Consider the following 18,838-nt stretch of genomic DNA (forward strand, 5'->3'; position numbering starts at 1 on the left):
CCTCTCTACAATTGGGGTAGGCTTGCGCGTACTGGAGCGGAGCCTACCCCGCCGCCTACCCCTGCCGCCGCATCATCGATAGGCGCACCGAGAAAGTACGAAAGGAGGGACGCATGACCCCCGCCCGCCAGCCCGAAAACCGAGCTGAAAACCGGAACGAGAACCGCGAGGAATACCGGGACGAGGCTCCCTCCACGACCCTGCCGGTGACCTACACCCGCACGCTTGCGCCGGAGCAAGTAGAGAGCTCCGCCCTACCCGGCTCTGTTCTACCTGATTCTGCGCTGGGTGTTTCCGGTGAGGTATTCCGCCCAGTCCTGGACCGTTTTGAGCGTTTTCTGCGCTATGAGAAGCACCGTTCCGAAGAGACAATCCGCTCCTATATTTCCGATTTGGAGGGCTTCTTCGGCTATATGGCGCGCCGCGGTGTGCGGCATCTGGACAGCATTGATGCGTCCCTGATTCGTGAGTGGCTGGGTTCGTTGCATCTGCGGCAGGCGGCTCGTTCTACGGTGGCGCGCCGCGGCTCGACCCTGCGCACGTTCTTCACCTGGGCTCAGGAGGAGGAGCTGGTGCACGCCAACCCCACGCGCGGTATGCGCACCCCCAAGCGGGAGAGCCATCTGCCGCCGGTGCTGAGCCGCGAGCAGATGAACCAGCTGCTGGCAACCCTGCAGGAGCGTCGGGCGCAGGATCCTCGTGATGCGCGCCTGCTACGCTTGGAGGCTGTGGTTGAGGTGCTATACGCCTCTGGCATGCGTATTTCTGAGTTGACCGGCCTGGATTTGCAGAGCGTGGACCGGGCGAATAAGACGGTGCGCGTGCTGGGCAAGGGCAATAAGGAGCGTGTGGTTCCGCTGGGTACTCCGGCGCTCAAGGCGTTGAATCGTTGGGTTTCGTACGGTCGTCCGCAGTGGATTCCGGAAGGGGCCCAGGGCGTGACGGCGCTGTTTATTGGTCCTCGCGGTGGGCGTGCGAATGCCCGTCAGATTCGTGAGGACCTGACCCGCCTGCTGCGCACGGTGGAGAACACTCAGGCGTCGGGTGCGCACGTTTTGCGTCATTCGGCGGCGACTCACCTGGTCGATGGTGGCGCCGATATTCGTTCGGTACAGGAGCTGCTGGGCCATTCGTCGTTGGCGACCACGCAGATTTACACGCACGTGTCGATGAAGCGTTTGGCGGAGACGTACGCGCGGGCGCATCCTCGAGCATAGGTTTCGCGCCCGGGGGGCCGCCGCCTAGTGCGGGGGAGTGCTCTGGTCACCGCTGTGAATGAAGCTCTGAACGCCGCCGCTAATGTCTCTCTATTTGAACCTTGCCCGTCCGGGTTGTACGAATGGGTGAGTTCAATCTAAGCTATACACTGTTCAACCACCGCCTAAACTCCCAGTGCGCCCCGAATTTCTGCACTGCGATGTTTATACAAAGCGGCTGAACAAGGTAGCATAGGTAACAGACTAGCCGTGGTCTCCGTCTCTACGGAGGCACGTGTACGAGTACTAAAAACCAGAAAGGTCGCACCGCATGCGCGCACTCGTTTGCCCCGGACAGGGCTCCCAGAAGAAGGGCTTCCTGAGCCCCTGGCTCGAGATTGAAGGTGTGCGTGAGCACCTGGAACGACTCTCCGAAGCGGCAGGCATCGACCTGATTCACTACGGCACCGAAGCCGAAGAAGAAACCATCAAGGACACCGCCATCGCCCAGCCCCTCATCGTGGCTGCAGGCATCGTCACCGGCCGCCTCGCACTGCGCGAACTCGACGGTGAAGAGCTCATCTTCGCGGGTCACTCCGTCGGCGAAATCACCGCAGCAGCCCTCGCCGGTGTGCTCAGCGACGAAGATGCAATGCGTTTCGTGCGCGTGCGCGCCAACGGCATGGCGGAGGCGGCGGCCGCCTCCCCGACCGGCATGGCTGCAGTACTCGGCGGCGTTGAAGAAAACGTCCGCGAAGCAATCGAGGCAGCAGGCCTCGTTGCCGCAAACTCCAACGGCGGCGGCCAGATCGTAGCCGCAGGCCCCATCCCCGCCATCGAAGCATTCGCCGCGAACCCGCCCGCACGCGCTCGCGTCATCCCCCTGAAGGTTGCCGGCGCATTCCACACCGAGGCAATGGCACCCGCCGTGCCCGCCCTGGAAGAGTTCGCCGCATCCCTGAAGGTCTCCGACCCGACCTCCGCACTGCTGACCAACCGCGACGGTTCCGCCGTGGCGTCCGGTGAAGAGTTCGTCAAGACCCTCGTCTCCCAGGTCACCAGCCCCGTCCGCTGGGACCTGTGCATGGCAACCCTGCTCGAGCGTGAAGTCGCCGGCATTATCGAGGTCGCCCCCGCAGGCACCCTGGTCGGCCTGGCAAAGCGTGCGATGCGCGGCGTGCCTGGCACCTCCATCAACACTCCCGAGGATCTTGCCTCGCTGAAGGGCTAAACGCCGGGGGAGAGCACCCCGCCCTCCCAGTACCGGGAACCCTTCACACTAGACATGCACTTTAGACATGCGAGGCACACACCGCCTTGCAAGCATCAGCACTAAGGATTGAATACGTGACTACCCTCAAGCAGTACGAAATCAACCGCTACTCCCGCATCCTCGGTTACGGCGCAGCCCGCGGCGAGGTCATCGTCCCCAACGATGACATTGTCGAGGCGATTGACTCCTCCGACGAATGGATTAAGCAGCGCACCGGCATCGCAACCCGCCACCGCGCCAGCGAAAACCAGTCGGTAGCCGACCTTGCCATCGGCGCCGCAAAGGACGCCCTCGAAGCATCCGGCGTAGCTGGCGAGGACATTGAGGCGGTCATCATCTCGACCATCTCGCACCCCTACGCAACCCCCTCCCTGGCAACCCTGGTCGCCGACGCAATCGGTTCCAAGTGCCCCGCATACGACATCTCCGCAGCGTGTGCAGGTTTCTGCTACGGCATCGCCCAGGCAGACGCCCTCGTCCGCGCGGGTACCGCAAAGCATGTGCTGGTCATCGGCGTTGAGAAGCTCTCCGACTTCATCGACAACACCGAACGCACCATCTCCTTCCTGCTCGGCGACGGCGCAGGCGCAGCAGTCGTAGGCGTCTCCGACGAGCCGGGCATCGCACCGACCGTTTGGGGTTCGGACGGCTCCCGCTGGGGCACCGTCGGCATGGACCGCTCCCTGCTGGACATCCGCAACCGCGACTTCATTGCAAACCCCGTGCAGGAAGGCGAAAAGATCTGGCCCACCCTGCGTCAGGACGGCCCCTCCGTCTTCCGCTGGGCAGTATGGGAAATGGCGAAGGTCGCCAAGCAGGCACTCGAAACCGCCGGCATCACCCCCGACGAACTCGGCGCGCTCATCCCGCACCAGGCAAACGCCCGCATCATTGACCAGATGGTCAAGACCCTCAAGCTTCCCGACACGGTGGCAGTGGCACGCGACATCGTCGATGCCGGTAACACCTCCGCCGCATCGGTCCCCCTCGCCGCACACCGCCTGCTCAAGGAGAACCCGGAACTCTCCGGCAAGTTCGCCCTGCAGATTGGCTTCGGTGCCGGCCTGGCATTCGCAGCTCAGGTAGTCGTCCTTCCCTAAAGGAAACCACCGGAGCCCGATGCTCCCCGCCCCTCACAACCGGCACAGCGCCGGTGCACGAGAAAGAAAATAAAGCGGGAAAGCATCCCCATTAACTCCGAGTTGACGCATGCGTACACCACGCAGACACGATAAACTCGGTAATGCACGCGTACCCCCACCCGGCGGGTGCGATGACCATCGAAACAACAAAGGAGCCCCTGAATGGCTAACAAGGAAGAGATCCTCGCAGGTCTGGCAGAAATCGTTAACGAAGAGACCGGCGTTGAGGTTGAGGACGTTCAGCTGGACAAGTCCTTCACCGAGGACCTGGACATCGACTCCATCTCGATGATGACCATCGTCGTGAACGCTGAGGAGAAGTTCGAGGTGACCATCCCGGACGAAGAGGTCAAGAACCTCAAGACCGTTGGCGACGCAGTCGAGTTCATCGCGAACGCTGCCTAAGCTATAGCTAATAACGAGGCGGCGCGGGCTCTCACCGGCCCGCGCCGCATCGCTATTCACCCAACAGCCCAACACACCCCGGGAACACAAAGCGGAACCCGCGCGGAATACACGGCGCGGAACAGACAGGGCGCAACGACAGCGTCTCTCCGCGTAAAAACGCGCACCGCGCAACCCCGGGCCCTACAGGTTTTTATCCACACACCACCGGATAAACCACCAAATCGACCACCGAAGAGAAAGTGCCACAATGTCTCGAAAAGTGCTGGTGACCGGCCTCGGCGCGACCACCCCCATTGGCGGCGACGTCCCCACCACCTGGGAAAACGCAACCAAGGGCGTATCTGGTGTATCCACCCTCGACTACCCCTGGGTTAAGGAATACGACCTTCCCGTATACATTGCAGGCCAGCTCGCTGTGCCCGCCCTCGAATCCGGCCGCCTCACCAAGGTAGAAGCAAAGCGCCTGGATCCCTCGGGCCAGCTCGCCCTCATCGCCGCACGCGAAGCATGGGAAGACGCAGGATTCTCCGGCCCCGACGCCGAATCCGCAGAAGAAGTCGACCCCGAACGCACCGGTGTTGCATTCGGTACCGGTATCGGTGGCGTATGGACCCTCCTCGACGCATGGGACACCCTCCGCGAAAAGGGCCCCCGCCGCGTCCTGCCCATGACCGTGCCCATGCTCATGCCCAACGGCAACGCAGCAGCCGTCTCCATGAACCTCAAGGCACGCGCCGCAGCACAGACCGTCGTCTCCGCATGCGCATCCTCCACCGAAGCCATGCAGCTCGGCGCCGAAATGATTCGCAGCGGCAAGGCAGACGTCGTCATCGTCGGCGGCGCCGAAGCAGCAATCCACCCCCTGCCCATGGCAGCATTCGCCAAGATGCAGGCACTCTCCTCCCGCAACGACGAACCCGAAAAGGCATCCCGCCCCTACGACGTCGACCGCGACGGCTTCGTCATGGGTGAAGGCGCAGCAGCACTCATCCTCGAATCCGAAGAGCACGCCAAGGCACGCGGCGCACGCGTCTACGCGGAACTGGCAGGCACCGGCGTCTCCGCCGACTCCTACCACATCACCGCACCGGACCCCGCAGCACTCGGCGCAACCCGCGCACTGCGCGAAGCCCTCGAAGACGGCAACATCGACCCGAAGACCGTCGTGCACATCAACGCGCACGCCACCAGCACCCCCGCCGGTGACCTGCCCGAAGCAACCGCAATGCACGAAACCTTCGGCGAGCACACCAAGAACATCGCCGTCTCCGCAACCAAGTCCATGACCGGCCACCTGCTCGGTGGCGCGGGCGCCCTCGAGGCTGTGCTGACCGTCCTGGCTCTGCACCACCGCACCGCACCCTGCACCATCAACCTGGACAACAAGGACCCCCAGATTGACCTGGACGTGGTGACCGACGCACGCGAGCTGCCCGCCGGCGAAATTGTGGCACTGTCGAACTCCTTCGGTTTCGGCGGTCACAACGCTGTTGTGGCATTCCGCTCCGTAGAGGACTAATCCCGTAAAAAGGTACGTCGGATAATGCTAGCGGGGGAGTGTCCCCTCTTCAGCGCCTGGGGGCGCTTCGAGGACGGAGCCCCCGCCACGCATTACCGACGCACCCTCTAGAGGTTTGGTAACAAACAGGGTCGCCTGTGATAGTTAGCTATCGCGGGCGACCCTGTTTCTGTGGGTTAGTTGTTTTGAGAAGACGACCAGAACACACGAAGCGGGGGAGTGCCCCCTCTTCGGTGCTCTAACCTTCAAATAGCCCAGCCGCCTTGAGGAGGGAGCCCCGTCGCGTGTCCGGTACGCCCTCTAGGTCGCCCACCCCTCGGGGGAGTAGATATAGATGCTTGGTACCGGGTTAGGGCATTCGGTCAGCTCGCCAAAATTTGGATTGAGTAGGGCTGGTCTGGGGCTGAGTTTCGTGCGCAGCTCACCTGAGTTTGGGGTGCCCCCGTTTTAGACGTTAAAAACGGGTGGCGTATTCGCTCCGGCACTGCGAATACGCCACCCAAACACACCACACTCCACAAGACAATGCAGAGCGCGCGGGATCAACCATCCCGCAAGGTTCCCGCAACCTCCATCGCGCACCACGGTAGGCGACGACAGAAGAACGGGAGCTTATGACCGTTTGACACACACAACACCCCACACAAAGGGGCACGCCGTGCGATCTTCCGGAAGTTTATTCGGAAGAGCTCCCACGCCGGTTCCGTCGAGAAAATAATTCGGTGTGGTTGCCTCCCGATGGTGAAGCACATCAACATCATGTGCCGCATTGCTGCGCAAATAGGGGACGCAGATGCTGCGTGAAAACCATACTCGGGAATGCAGTCCGCGGGCCAGTTTTCCAGCTTCAAATGGCAGAAGCTTAAGGGTTTGATGTGAGTGCTCGGATGGTCCGAATCATGTAGCTCTCAACGGAACCGGTTTATCGGTGATGGGAGCTCCTGTAGATAAGAATAACCTTAAATCACCCCTAGAGTAAACCTTAAACCAATAATTTAACCTTATTGTTATAATTCCTTGTCATAAAGGTATTGACGGGTGTTCAATGTGCCCTGAGTAACCCCCTGGAGGCCTCCGTAACTCTTTGGTCTGTTTGGTGCTCTCCACCGTTATGAAACCGTGATAAATCGACCCCGAAAAAATGAAGAATTGGGTTCCGAAGCGGTCCCGCGAGTGGTTGCAGAGAGGAGTTGCATAGTGGGGCTTGAAGGCATGCTCAGGATGCAGTCACAAAACGTCATCTTGTCACGTAAGTTATCCCAGAGAAAACAAATTAAACCCCCGGCGTGCGCTGTGGCATAATCAATATCAACATCGTGCTCCGGGGTCGGTGAAATTCCGAACCGGCGGTCACAGCCCGCGAACCGCTCTCGCAGGCAGGCAAAAAATCGTACGAATCTTCGCATCCGCACAGGATGCCAAGACTCCGCTAGAGACGCCCGCCCGCAAGAGAGGCCGAACCGGTGAAAATCCGGTGCCGACAGTACAGTCTGGATGGAAGGTAGCACGAGCAGAAAAAGGCAGGAGCGCACTCCGCCGAACCTCCCGAAAACCGGGGTAGCTGGCAGAGTGCACGCGACTCGGTTACTTGAGAGAACTGTTGCTGAGAGAGCCGTTGCTGAGAGAGCGGTTTCTTGGCAGAGCATCAGCTTTCTGTGAGACAGGGGAGAGGCACCTCGGAGGTGCCGGTACGTTATTCCCCTCAGTCGCAGTCGGCTGATTTCAGCTGCGATTTTCAGTTGCGGTTGGCTGATTCGCCGCTCCCGCCTCACCACGGACACCGGGCACCCCTAAGGTGCCCACGGTAGCCGCCCTTTCTGTTCCTCTCCCCGGAGCCGCCGCAGATGCGCACCCCGCGCATCCGAAACACGGTCCAACTCAGAGAGGAAAGAAACAATGGACATCCTGCGGTGGCTCTTCGACGCACAAATTCACGTGGGGGACCAGTCCCTCCTCGTGCGCGAAGTTCTCGGAAACGCATTCGGCCTAGCATCGGCGCTGGGCGGCATGCGACGCAAAGTATGGGCGTGGCCCGTCGGCATTCTCGGCAACCTGCTACTCCTCACCGTCTTCCTGGGCGCCCTCGTCGGCAGCCCGCACCCCGTGACCATGCTCGGCCAGGCAGGCCGCCAAATCATGTTTATTGCCGTGTCCATCTGGGGCTGGCATCGTTGGCGTGCAACCCGCGCCGCCGGTGGTGACGCCTCCGAAGGTGCCGCAGTGATCCCCAAGTGGGCGACCAACACCGAACGTGCAGGTCTGGTTGTTGCCATGGTTGCAGGCACCCTGCTGCTCACCCCCATCTTCCGCGCCCTCGGTTCCTACGAACCGGTCTGGTCCGACGCCTGGATCTTCACCGGCTCGCTGCTCGCCACCTACGGCATGGCGCGCGGTTGGGTTGAATTCTGGCTCATCTGGGTTGCCGTCGACCTGGTCGGCGTGCCGCTGCTGTGGAGCGCAGGCTACTACGCGACCTCCCTCATGTACGTGTTCTACGGATGCTTCACCCTGGTCGGCTTCTTCGTCTGGTGGCGCACCCGCAACCTGGAGGCGCAGAAGACCCAGGTGCAGACCCAGTTCCCCGACGTGACCGTTGAGGTAACCGACGTGCAGAAGGGCCGTGCATAAGATGACTCAGAACCCCTCGCAGGAGGCGCTGGCGAGCGCACACCTGCCCGCAACCGTCACCCCGAGCGTATCTTCGCCGCGCAACGACCTGGATTACTCCGCCGCAGAGTACGGGCACCTCGCTGGGCTGCCCACCGCACGCACCCTGAACCTGCCGGGTCCCGAGCAGACCCTCAGCCACGATGAGGCGATGAGCCTGGCCCTGCAGGCGGCACGCCAGGGCATCCGCGGCGCGAACCCGCTCGTCGGTGCTGTCATCACCGACCGCGACGGGCACCTGCTGCACGTGGGCTACCACCGAGGCGCAGGCACCCCGCACGCCGAAGCCGACGCACTCGCCGCCGCCCGTGCCGCCGGAACCGACCTCACCGACGCCCGCATGTACGTGAGCCTCGAGCCCTGCAACCACACCGGACGCACCGGCCCCTGCTCCCACGCCGTCGCCGAGGCGGGCATCAGCGAACTCTACTACGCCTACAGCGACGACACCGAAAACGCCGCCGGAGGCGCCGCATACCTGCGCTCGCGGGGCGTCACCGTGCACGCCATGGAGGAGTTCGCGAACGCCTCCTACCTGCTGAACGAGCGCTGGTTCATCGCCGCTGCCGAACGCCGCCCCTTCATTACCGCAAAGAGCGCCTCCACCCTGGACGGGTTCATTGCGGCAGCTGACGGCACGAGCAAGTGGATTACCGGCCCCGCCGCGCGCATTGACGGGCATCTGATTCGTCACCGCGCCGACGCCGTCATGATTGGCACCCGAACCACCCTCATGGACGACCCGACCCTGGACGCGCGCGACGCCAACGGGGAACGCTTCGAGAAGCAGCCGCTGCGCGTGGTCATGGGCAAAACCGAGATTACCGAGAACTACCGGATTCGCGGTCTCAACCCGCCCGAAGGCGTGGATGCGGACCCGCAGAACTTCCTGCAGATTTTCACCCACGACCCGCGCGAACTGCTCGATGAGCTGTATGCCCGCGGGGTGCGGCACCTCATGATTGAGGGCGGCCCCGGCATGGTCGGCCTCTTCGCCGGTGAGGACCTCATCGACGAGATGGTCTGGTACCGCGCCCCCATGATTATGGGTCGCGGCAAGAGCGCCGTCTACCGTCTGCTCGTGGACACCCTCGCGCAGGCACCACGCCTGCAACTGGATGACCTGGGCATGTTCCCGGCGGTGCGCGTGCTCGGCAATGACACCGCAACGCACCTGGTGCCGGCACCTCGCGGAACGGCGCAGGAGCCGGGCGAACGGCGCACCCTGCCGAAGCTGGACGCCTGCCACGCGCCCGAACCGCGGCTGGATTAGACCCAGAATCTGACACCCCGCGATGCGGGCTCGGTAGCTTCACCGAACGCTACCGGGTTCGCATGCTGGCACAAAAGCTCCCCGTCACGGGGAATATTCGAAAAATACGTATAGTTATACAGACGAACAAACCATCGCCGCCCGTCGCCCTCAACGACGACGACCCGGCGGACACGGCGAGAAAAGGAAAGCACACATGTTTACCGGAATCATTGGCGCCCTCGGCACCGTAGAATCCATCACCCCCATCGAAGGTAGCGACGCAGCCTACCTGACCCTCAACGCCGGAGACATCGTCGCCGACCTCGAACACGGCGGCTCCCTCGCCGTCAACGGTGTATGCCTCACCGCTATTGACCTTGACCAGCTGCAGCCCGGCCAGTTCCGCGCCTACGCTATGGGCGAGACCCTGCGCCGCACCAACCTCGGCAACCTGAACCCCGGCGACACCGTCAACCTGGAGCGTTGCCTGCCCGCCGGTGGCCGCCTCGACGGTCACGTCGTGCAGGGTCACGTGGATGCGGTGGGTACCCTCGCATCCGTCACCGCGCACGAGGCGTGGAGCACCCTGCGATTCAACCTGCCCGCCGAGCTGGCACCCCTGCTGGCGGAGAAGGGCTCCATCGCTGTGTCTGGCGTGTCCCTGACCGTCACCGCGGTTTCTGAGCCCGGTGTTACCCCCGCATGGTTCGAGGTTGGTCTGATTCCCGAAACCCTGAAGGCAACCAACCTTGGCGCTCTCAAGGTCGGTGACAGCGTGAACCTTGAGACCGATGCGCTCGCTAAGTACGTGCAGCGCCTGACCGCGTTCGCTGGCGTGCCCCAGACTGTTTCTGAGCAGGTTGCGCCGCGCCGCGCCGACGCCGCAAGCGTCCTCGACAGCGTGCAGACCGCAGTGGACGCTATCGCCGCCGGTCGCGCCGTGGTTGTCGTTGATGATGAGGACCGCGAAAACGAAGGCGACATCATCTTCGCCGCCGAGTACGCAACCGCCGAGCTGATGGGTTTCATGATTCGCTACACCTCCGGCGTCGTGTGCGCGCCCATGAGCAACAAGCGTGCCGACGAGATGAACCTGCCGCCCATGGTCTCCAACAACGAGGACCCCAAGGGCACCGCTTACACCGTCTCGTGCGATGCGGCCTCCAGCGTGAGCACCGGTATTTCCGCGGCAGACCGCGCACGCACGGTGCAGATTCTCGCGGACGCTACCTCCACTCCGGCGGACATTACCCGCCCTGGCCATATCTTCCCGCTGCGCGCCGTTGATGGCGGCGTGGCGGAGCGCCCCGGCCACACCGAAGCTGCAGTGGAGCTTTCCCGCGCGGCGGGCCTGTCCGGCGTGGGTGTTATTGCCGAGGTCGTGCACGATGACGGCTCCATGATGCGTTTCGACGCCCTGCGCGCCTTCGCAACCGAGCACAACCTGCCCATGATTTCTATTGAAGACCTCATCAAGTACGTAGCCGAGGCGGCGTAGGAGAACGCATGAGCGAAACCCCTAACACCCAGGCAACGCCGGGCACCCTGGCTGAGCCGGTTGAGGCGCAGGCTGAAGAGCTCAGCGCCGAATCCCTGCGCATCGCCTCCGAGCTTGCTGAAGGCTACCGAGTCAGCCCCCTCGACATGGTGCCCAACCCCAGCCCGCTGCTGGTCGAAAGCACCGAAGAGGTCGCCGTACCCACCCCGCAGGGCGTGTTCGGTCTGCGCGCCTGGCGATTTGCAGACGGCGCCGAGCACATCAGCGCCCGCGCCCTCGACCGTGACGGCACCCCCGTACCCACCGAGGACGGGGGAGCGCCCGCGGTACGTATCCACTCCGAATGCGCCACCGGCGATATCTTCGGTTCCTTCCGATGCGATTGCGGCCCCCAGCTGGAGAACGGCCTGCGCATCCTCAGCCGCACCGGCGGGTACCTCATCTACGTGCGCAACCACGAGGGACGCGGCATCGGCCTGGTGAATAAGCTCCGCGCCTACGCGCTGCAGGATGCCGGGCTCGACACGCTCGACGCGAACCTGGCGCTCGGCCTGGACGGCGATATGCGCGACTACTCGCAGGCGGCACTGATCCTGCAGGAGCTCGGCGTGCACGAGCTGAGGCTCGTGACCAATAACCCCGCCAAGCAGGAGGCGCTTGAAAGCCTCGGCGTGCAGGTCACCGAACTCATCCCGGACGAAATTCCCGCCCGCGTTGAGAACGCCCACTACCTGCAGACCAAACGTGAGCGTATGCGCCACGTGCTCAAAAGCGCGTAGCGGCACCCGTAACGGCGCAGGGCAGAACCCCCGCAGATAGCCCGCGGCAACCCCGGCAAACAACCCCGGCACACTAAACTTTTCAATAACCAAAACCCACAAGGAGAACACTATGAGCGGCGTAGGCGCAGCAGACACCACCCTCAACCCCGAAGACTACAAGGGCTTCAAGCTCGCAATCGTAGCGGCAAGCTGGCACACCCAGGTCATGGACGGCCTCATCGACGGTGCACAGCGCGCCGCACGCGACGCAGGTATCGAGCCGACCCTCGTGCGTGTGCCCGGCACCTTCGAGCTGCCCGTCGCAGCGACCCGCCTCGCTGAGAAGTTCGACGCAATCGTCGCGCTCGGCGTGGTCATCCGCGGCGGCACCCCCCACTTCGACTACGTCTGCCAGGGCGCAACCAACGGCCTGACCGACGTGTCCGTGCTGACCGGCCGCCCCATCGGCTTCGGCGTGCTCACCTGCGATAACGAGCAGCAGGCACTCGACCGTGCAGGCCTGGAAGGCTCCAACGAAGACAAGGGCTACGAGGCGACCGCGGCGGCACTGCAGACCGCAGCAACCCTCAAGCAGTTCAGCAACTAACACGGCTGAACGGTGCGCGGCTCAGTTTCACGAAGAGAACGTTCTGATCTTCACCGTGGAACTGGGCCGCAGCACCGGTTAAACTGAAACAACGCGCGGCACTAGAGTCACATCGAGTCACAGTGCGCCGAACCCCAGCGCCAGAACGCCATGAGGTGACAGCGCACCGACGCGCCAACCTACGGCTCGGTACACCTCGCTGACTAGGCTTAACACCCGCGCCGACATGCCCTCAGCTGGCATGCCCACACTGTCATGTCACGACTGTCATGTCACACATCGGCAGGTCCAACCCAACACAAGGAGTACAGCAATGCAGGATCTGGGCACCATCACCCCCAGCCTCGAAGAATTCCGCGCCCGCGCCGCCGGCACCCGCGTCATTCCCGTACACATCAAAATCCTCGCCGACTCACTCACCCCCATCGGCATCTACCGATCCCTCGTACTCCAAAACGACCAGGGCGAACCCGTCGAAGCAGCCCACGGCACCTTCCTGCTCGAATCCGCCAAAATCTCCGCAGAAGGCGAATCCGCAGCCTGGGACCGCTACTCCTTCATTGGTGCGTCCTCCCGCTCGACCCTCACCACCGTTGACGGCGCAGTCCACTGGCAGGGCCGCACCCCCGCCGGCGCACCCGTCGACGGCGACCCCGTAGAAGCCATCGCCAAGACCCTGCAGATGCTCTACACCGAACCCGACCCGACCCTGCCGCCGCTGACCTCCGGCCTGGTTGGCTACCTCGGCTGGGACGTCGTGCGCCACTGGGAGCACCTGCCGTTCCCGCCCGCCGATGACGTGAACCTGCCCGAATTCGCGCTCAACATGGTCTCCGACATGGCAATCCACGACAACAAGGACGGCACCGTCCTGCTCGTCGCCAACGCCATCAACTTCAACGGCACCAGCGAAAACGTAGACGGCGCCTACGAAGACGCCGTTGCGCGCCTGCACAGCATGCTCCGCCGCCTGCAGCGCGGCGCCGCAGCAACCACCTCCATTCTCTCCGGCGTGGCTGACGTCGACCGTAAGGTCCGCGAAGACGTCACCCTCACCTGGAGCGAACAGGGCTTCAAGGACGCCATCGACCGCTCCAAGAAGAACATCATCGACGGCGACGTCTTCCAGATCGTGCTCTCACGCCGATTCGAAGCCGAAACCAACGCGAAGGCACTCGACGTGTACCGCGTGCTGCGCCAGTCCAACCCCTCGCCGTACATGTATCTCTTCAACTTCGAAGACAGCAACGGCACCCCCTTCCACATTGTCGGTTCCTCCCCGGAGGCGCTCGTCACCCTCAAGGACGGCATCGCCAGCACCCACCCCATCGCCGGTTCCCGCCCGCGCGGCGCAACCCGCGAGGAGGACGTGGCCCTGGCCGAGGAGCTGCTCGCCGACCAGAAGGAACGCTCCGAGCACCTCATGCTCGTCGACCTGGCACGCAACGACCTCTCGCGCATCGCCAAGCCCGGCACCGTGTCCGTCGACCAGTTCATGATCATTGAGCGTTTCAGCCACATCATGCACATTTCCTCCGCCGTCAGCGCCGAACTCGACCCGCAGTTCAGCGCCTACGACGTGCTACGTGTCGCCTTCCCGGCGGGCACCCTCTCCGGCGCGCCCAAGCCGCGCGCCATGCAGCTCATCGACGAATACGAACCGACCCGCCGCGGCGTCTACGGCGGCGTGTGCGGCTACTTCGACTTCGCCGGCAACATGGACATGGCAATCGCCATCCGCACCGCCGTACTCAAGGAAGGCACCGCCTACGTGCAGGCAGGTGCAGGCCTCGTCATGGACTCCAACCCGGACTCCGAAACCCTCGAAACCGTCAACAAGTCCGCCGCCCCGCTGCGCGCCGTGCTGACCGCCTCCGGCCTGGCACCCCTCGACGCAGACGCAGCCGTCAACGCCACCAAGTAACCCAAGGAGACACCATGAGCACCGTTCTCGACGAGATCATTGTCGGCGTCCGCGAAGACCTCGCCGCCCGCGTACAGCAGGTTCCCCTCGAAGAAATGAAGAAGCGCGCCCTCGCAGCCGCACCCGCCCGTGACGCCCTCGCCTCCCTGCGCGGCGAAGTACCCGGCGGCGGCAACGGCACGACCGCACGCATCATTTCTGAGGTGAAGCGCTCCTCGCCCTCCAAGGGTGCCCTCGGCGAAATCCCGGACCCCGCCGCGCTCGCCGCACGTTATGAGGCAGGTGGCGCCGCAGCAATCTCCGTGCTCACCGAACAGCGCCGCTTCAACGGCTCCCTCGCCGACCTGGACGCTGTGCGCGCCGCCGTGAACATCCCCGTGCTGCGTAAGGACTTCACCGTCGACGAATACCAGATCTGGGAAGCACGCGCACACGGCGCCGACCTCGTGCTGCTCATCGTCGCGGCACTCGACGAGAAGACCCTGCGCGAGTTCCTCGAACTCACCGAATCGCTCGGCATGAACGCCCTCGTCGAAACCCACACCCCCGAAGAAATCGAAGTCGCCCAGCGAATCGGCGCCAAGATCGTGGGCATCAACGTGCGCAACCTCAAGACCCTCGAAGTCAACAACGAACACTACGCATCCCTCGCGGCGCACCTGCCCGACTCGGTCATCAAGGTTGCCGAATCCGGCGTTGCCAGCATCGAGGATGTGCGCGCCTACGCCGGTGCCGGTGCGGATGCAATCCTCATCGGTGAAGCGCTGGTACGCTCCGGCGACCCCGAAGGTACTGTGCGTGAATTCTCCAAGGTGCCTGTGAGCCGCTAGCCTGTGGGTTAGGGGTTGGAGAAGGCAAACGAAACACACGAAGCGGGGGAGTACGGCTTCCGTGGGTTAGTTGTTTGAGATGGCATACCGGACAACGCTCGCGGGGGAGTGCGGCTTCCGTGGCTTAGTTGTTTGAGAGGTCGTACCGGACAACGCTTGCGGGGGAGTGCCCCCTCTGCGGCGCTGGGGCGCCTTGAGGACGGAGCCCCCGCTTCGCGTGTCCGGTACGCCCTCTAGGTCGCCTATCCCTCGGGTTGGTTGAGGTAGGGGTTGGTAGGTGGTTACCTTCTCTGGTTAGCTCGCCTTGGGATGGGGATATATAGGAGGCTTGGTCTTGGGTTGGGCGATACTGTCAGCTCACCTAATTCTGAGGTTATTTATCCTGTCGGATTCTTTATCTATTTCCTGAACATAAGCCTGGTACGTGTAAAGCCGGTGTCTGCTATTCAGCAGGGGCCGGCTTCATGTATCTCTTTCGTCATAATCAACAGGAACAGCGCGTTCGCATTGAGCAGCAGTCAGTTCGTTGATAGTCTACACATGGATATTTCACCAAACTGCACCACCCATCTTGGCTGGCTAGCACCCGCCACATCTAATAGACACGGTCCAACAGGTGCAGCACCGGAATATCCATCATGCGTCCACACTACACTCGAGAGAATACTTATGGCTCAATCCCCAGGAAAATCTACATCCTTCATCGAACGCGACCTCTCGTCCGGTTCCGTACCCACCCTCGAAGCGCAGCGCCCCTCCACAAAAACTAAGATGCGTAATACCGAACCCGCCGCGGCTCCCCAGAAGCTGGCTGCTTGGCGCACCTGGATCCCAGCCCTCATCATCTGGGTACTAGCCTGCGCAACCCACTTCGTCACCTTCGCCTACTCGCTTGCCGAAGACCAGCGAAACCCCCTCAGCAACGAAAACAAAAACCATAACGGCTTCCTCTCCTACCTCAACATATGGGACGCCGGCTGGTACCAGGGCATCTACAAAGAGTGGTACCCCACCGAGTTGCCCCTGCGCGCCGACGGGTCCGTATCCTTCAACCCCTGGGCTTTCATGCCCCTCCACTCAATGATCAGCGGCAAGGTCGCTGACATTTTTGGAATCGAGTACCGCCTCGCCGCGGTCGGAGTCAGCCTCGCCGCAGGCCTCGCCCTGGCAGTCGTACTCTACCGCCTCTTCGTGGGCTCCCTGAACTGGCGTGCCCGCGGCATCTTCGACACCCGCGCACTCGTCGGCGATGAGAAGCGGAACCGTATCGCCCTGTGGGCGCTCGCCGTGTACGCATTCAGCCCGGCAAGCCCCATCTTCGTCACCGGTTACGCCGAGGCTCTCTCCACCCTGCTCCTTGCCCTGAGCGTCTGGTGTGTGGTGCGTGAACGCTACATCCTGCTGCTGCCTGTAGCTCTTATGACGGCACTGTCCCGCCCGCTGGGTGTTCCGCTGGGTGCTTTCGTTGGCCTGTGGTGGCTGTGGTGCACGATTTCTGACTATCTTGCCCGCCGCGCTGATGAATCCTCGCAGTCTGTCCTGTTGGATGCGTGGGTTGCGTTCCGTGGACGCTTCGGTCAGCTCTTGGGTGCCCTGCTGGTCTGCTCTTTCGCCTTCGTGCACCCCCTGCACGCGGCTCTGCGCACCGGACGTATGGATGCGTACCTCGCCACCGAACTCGGCTGGAGCTTCCGCAAGGTCGAAGACGGCCACCAGTACTTCGCCCAGTGGGTTCACCAATTCAACCTCTACTACGTGGGCTCCGTACCCGCCATCATCATGTGGGCGGGCCTGGTGCTCCTCATCCTGAGCTTCTACTGGTGGATGTCGCAGAAGTTCACCCGAACCCTGCTGCACCCCGCCCTGTGGCTGTGGACCGCCTGCTACGCCGGATACCTGTTCATCTTCTGGCTCCCGACGCCGTCTACGTTCCGTATTCTGCTGCCGCTATTCCCGCTGTCGCTGCTGGTCGCCGCTTACCTGCCGAAGAGCCGCGTGTACCGCCTCCTGCTGGTAGTGGCAGGTCTGCTCGGCTCCGCCCTGTGGATGCGCCTGCTCTGGGGCGGCCCGGACGTCATCGGGCCCGTCTGGCTGCTGCCCTAGAATCAAAAATAAATACATAAAGCCGGTGCCCGGTTCCTGTCACACAGCAGGAACCGGGCACCGGCTTTTCACTTGTTAGAGAGCTTTTAGCGGCCCGTATAGTCCGCGTCCGCAATATCCTTCGGCCAGCGCGCCTTACGGAACGGCGCCCACGTAAACGCCGCCGCCACCAACAACAAACCACTCATGATGAACGCCGGAACGAAGCCCCACGCATCCGCAATCATGCCAGCCACCAGCGGGCCCAAAATCATACCAAAATCGCTAGCCATCTGATACACCGCCAACACCTGGCCACCACTACGGCGAGTACCAATCACATCAGACACCGCAGCCTGAATCGACGGGCCCATAAACGCCGCACCAATACCCAGGCACGCCGTCAACGACACAAACACCCACGCCACCGGCGCGAAACCCATAACCGTCACCGCAGAACCCGCCAACAGCAGACCCGAAAACGCCATCACACGGCGACCAAAACGATCCGAAAAACGACCCGAGAACGTCTGCGTCAACGCATTGCCAAACGAGTTCGTCGCCATCGCCAACGACGCCAACAGGGTAGCCGCCACCGAATCCGACATATCGCCGCCCGTCGCCAAATACGCCGCCGCCAACGGAATAATCGACGACTGCACACCAAACACCGACCAGCCAATCGCCCAATTCGACACCAGCGCCGAACGGTAATTCGTGAACTTCCACGCGTCACGAACCGCCATCGCAGGCAGGTTGCTCTTACCCGAAGCGCCGCCCGACGCGGTAGGCTTAGCCGCCTTGTCGGACGCGCCAGCGGGGGATTTAGCCGCAGAATCAGCAGGCTCAGCATTGTCAGAAGCGGGGGAGTCCGCCGCCGACGGCAGCACCCCGGTGCCCTTACCCTCAGCCAGCAACGCCGCCTCCGTAATCGCGTCACGCTCCGCCTCCAGTGCAGCCTGCGACGGCATCAAGAACCACACAATCAGGCCCGCAGCCAGCAGCGAGAAACCATACACAATAAACGGGGCACGCATACCAAAGGGCGCCAGCGCGCTCGCAATCACCGGGCCCAGCAGGTTACCCAACAGGAACGCCGTCGCATAGTAGCCCGAAATACGGCCGCGCATATGCGCCGGGGACAGTCGCACCAGCAGACCCATCGCGGAGACCGTGAACATGACCGAGCCGATACCCGCCACCGCACGCGAACCCAGCAGCACCCAATAATCCCAGGCGAACGCAATCATGAATGACGTCACCGACACAATCAGCATGCCAATCGTGTACACCGGACGCTCACCCCACCGGGTAATCAGCTGACCCGCCGACGGCGCAAAAATCAGGCGCGTAATCGCCAACGCAGAAACCACCATCGTCGCCATAGTGACCGTGGCATTAAAATTCTGCGCATAGTTCGGCAGCACCGGCGCCACCAAACCGAAACCCACCGCAATCATGAACGACGCAGCAATCAGAACCTTCAAGCCGGTCGGCACACGGTTCGGGTCAATCGTGCGCGGGTCAAAAACAGGCGGTGTTTTGGCAGGGTTCCTCATGTTCATCCTCGAAATCGTGCGGTGCCGTGCGGCAGCCGCGGGCCCCACCCGCAACTGTCAACCATGTGTTCGGCTAAAAAACTTAACAGTGTCCAGTCTACTCCGCCGACAGCCGGG

Annotated in this window: 14 protein-coding genes and 1 riboswitch; of the genes, 13 read left to right on the forward strand and 1 reads right to left on the reverse strand. The window is 62.8% G+C overall.

Translation table 11 applies throughout. From position 1 onward, the window contains the following. The first annotated feature begins 113 nt into the window (after window positions 1-113). From AB8E48_RS03085 to AB8E48_RS03145, 13 genes are all read left to right on the forward strand, one after another. Window positions 114-1,217 carry a tyrosine recombinase XerC gene (locus tag AB8E48_RS03085; protein ID WP_368885721.1) on the forward strand — a complete coding sequence of 368 codons (1,104 nt, stop codon included), beginning with the start codon at window positions 114-116 and terminating at the stop codon, window positions 1,215-1,217. A gap of 310 nt (window positions 1,218-1,527) precedes the next feature. Then, entirely contained in the window at window positions 1,528-2,427 is a 900-nt protein-coding gene (locus tag AB8E48_RS03090; RefSeq protein ID WP_070830661.1) for an ACP S-malonyltransferase, read from the forward strand. A 116-nt stretch (window positions 2,428-2,543) separates the two neighbouring features. Next, window positions 2,544-3,569 carry a beta-ketoacyl-ACP synthase III gene (locus tag AB8E48_RS03095; RefSeq protein ID WP_368885722.1) on the forward strand — a complete coding sequence of 342 codons (1,026 nt, stop codon included), beginning with the start codon at window positions 2,544-2,546 and terminating at the stop codon, window positions 3,567-3,569. 204 nt (window positions 3,570-3,773) lie between these two features. Further along, window positions 3,774-4,016: an acyl carrier protein gene (locus AB8E48_RS03100; protein ID WP_005507475.1), complete on the forward strand. Its 243-nt coding sequence runs from the start codon at window positions 3,774-3,776 to the stop codon at window positions 4,014-4,016. Between the two features lie 250 nt (window positions 4,017-4,266). Next, a complete protein-coding gene (fabF, locus tag AB8E48_RS03105) occupies window positions 4,267-5,538 on the forward strand; it encodes a beta-ketoacyl-ACP synthase II (protein WP_297606769.1) in 1,272 nt (423 codons plus the stop codon). Between the two features lie 1,312 nt (window positions 5,539-6,850). Further along, window positions 6,851-7,050, forward strand: a riboswitch (FMN riboswitch). A gap of 384 nt (window positions 7,051-7,434) precedes the next feature. Then, window positions 7,435-8,166, forward strand: coding sequence for a nicotinamide riboside transporter PnuC (gene pnuC / locus AB8E48_RS03110; RefSeq protein WP_005506248.1), 732 nt, complete (start codon window positions 7,435-7,437; stop codon window positions 8,164-8,166). Between the two features lies 1 nt (window position 8,167). After that, complete coding sequence (ribD, locus tag AB8E48_RS03115; protein WP_368885723.1) at window positions 8,168-9,478, forward strand: bifunctional diaminohydroxyphosphoribosylaminopyrimidine deaminase/5-amino-6-(5-phosphoribosylamino)uracil reductase RibD; 1,311 nt, start codon at window positions 8,168-8,170, stop codon at window positions 9,476-9,478. Window positions 9,479-9,674: 196 nt separating this feature from the next. Continuing rightward, window positions 9,675-10,958 carry a 3,4-dihydroxy-2-butanone-4-phosphate synthase gene (gene ribB / locus AB8E48_RS03120; RefSeq protein WP_368885724.1) on the forward strand — a complete coding sequence of 428 codons (1,284 nt, stop codon included), beginning with the start codon at window positions 9,675-9,677 and terminating at the stop codon, window positions 10,956-10,958. An 8-nt stretch (window positions 10,959-10,966) separates the two neighbouring features. Next, window positions 10,967-11,737 (forward strand): GTP cyclohydrolase II, encoded by a 771-nt coding sequence (locus tag AB8E48_RS03125; RefSeq protein ID WP_368885725.1) that lies wholly within the window; start codon window positions 10,967-10,969, stop codon window positions 11,735-11,737. A gap of 112 nt (window positions 11,738-11,849) precedes the next feature. Further along, complete coding sequence (ribH, locus tag AB8E48_RS03130) at window positions 11,850-12,326, forward strand: 6,7-dimethyl-8-ribityllumazine synthase (protein ID WP_005506244.1); 477 nt, start codon at window positions 11,850-11,852, stop codon at window positions 12,324-12,326. Between the two features lie 313 nt (window positions 12,327-12,639). Further along, the gene (locus AB8E48_RS03135) at window positions 12,640-14,250 is read left to right on the forward strand and encodes an anthranilate synthase component I (RefSeq protein ID WP_368885726.1); all 1,611 of its coding nucleotides are present in this window, start codon (window positions 12,640-12,642) and stop codon (window positions 14,248-14,250) included. A 14-nt stretch (window positions 14,251-14,264) separates the two neighbouring features. Further along, window positions 14,265-15,080, forward strand: coding sequence for an indole-3-glycerol phosphate synthase TrpC (gene trpC / locus AB8E48_RS03140; protein ID WP_368885727.1), 816 nt, complete (start codon window positions 14,265-14,267; stop codon window positions 15,078-15,080). Between the two features lie 669 nt (window positions 15,081-15,749). Then, a complete protein-coding gene (locus AB8E48_RS03145) occupies window positions 15,750-17,183 on the forward strand; it encodes a hypothetical protein (RefSeq protein WP_368885728.1) in 1,434 nt (477 codons plus the stop codon). An 86-nt stretch (window positions 17,184-17,269) separates the two neighbouring features. Here AB8E48_RS03145 and AB8E48_RS03150 read toward each other — a convergent pair whose 3' ends face one another. After that, complete coding sequence (locus AB8E48_RS03150) at window positions 17,270-18,721, reverse strand: MFS transporter (protein ID WP_368885729.1); 1,452 nt, start codon at window positions 18,719-18,721, stop codon at window positions 17,270-17,272. Window positions 18,722-18,838: the final 117 nt, after the last annotated feature.

This window comes from Rothia mucilaginosa (assembly GCF_964211445.1).
In the GTDB taxonomy this organism is placed as follows: domain Bacteria; phylum Actinomycetota; class Actinomycetes; order Actinomycetales; family Micrococcaceae; genus Rothia; species Rothia mucilaginosa_E.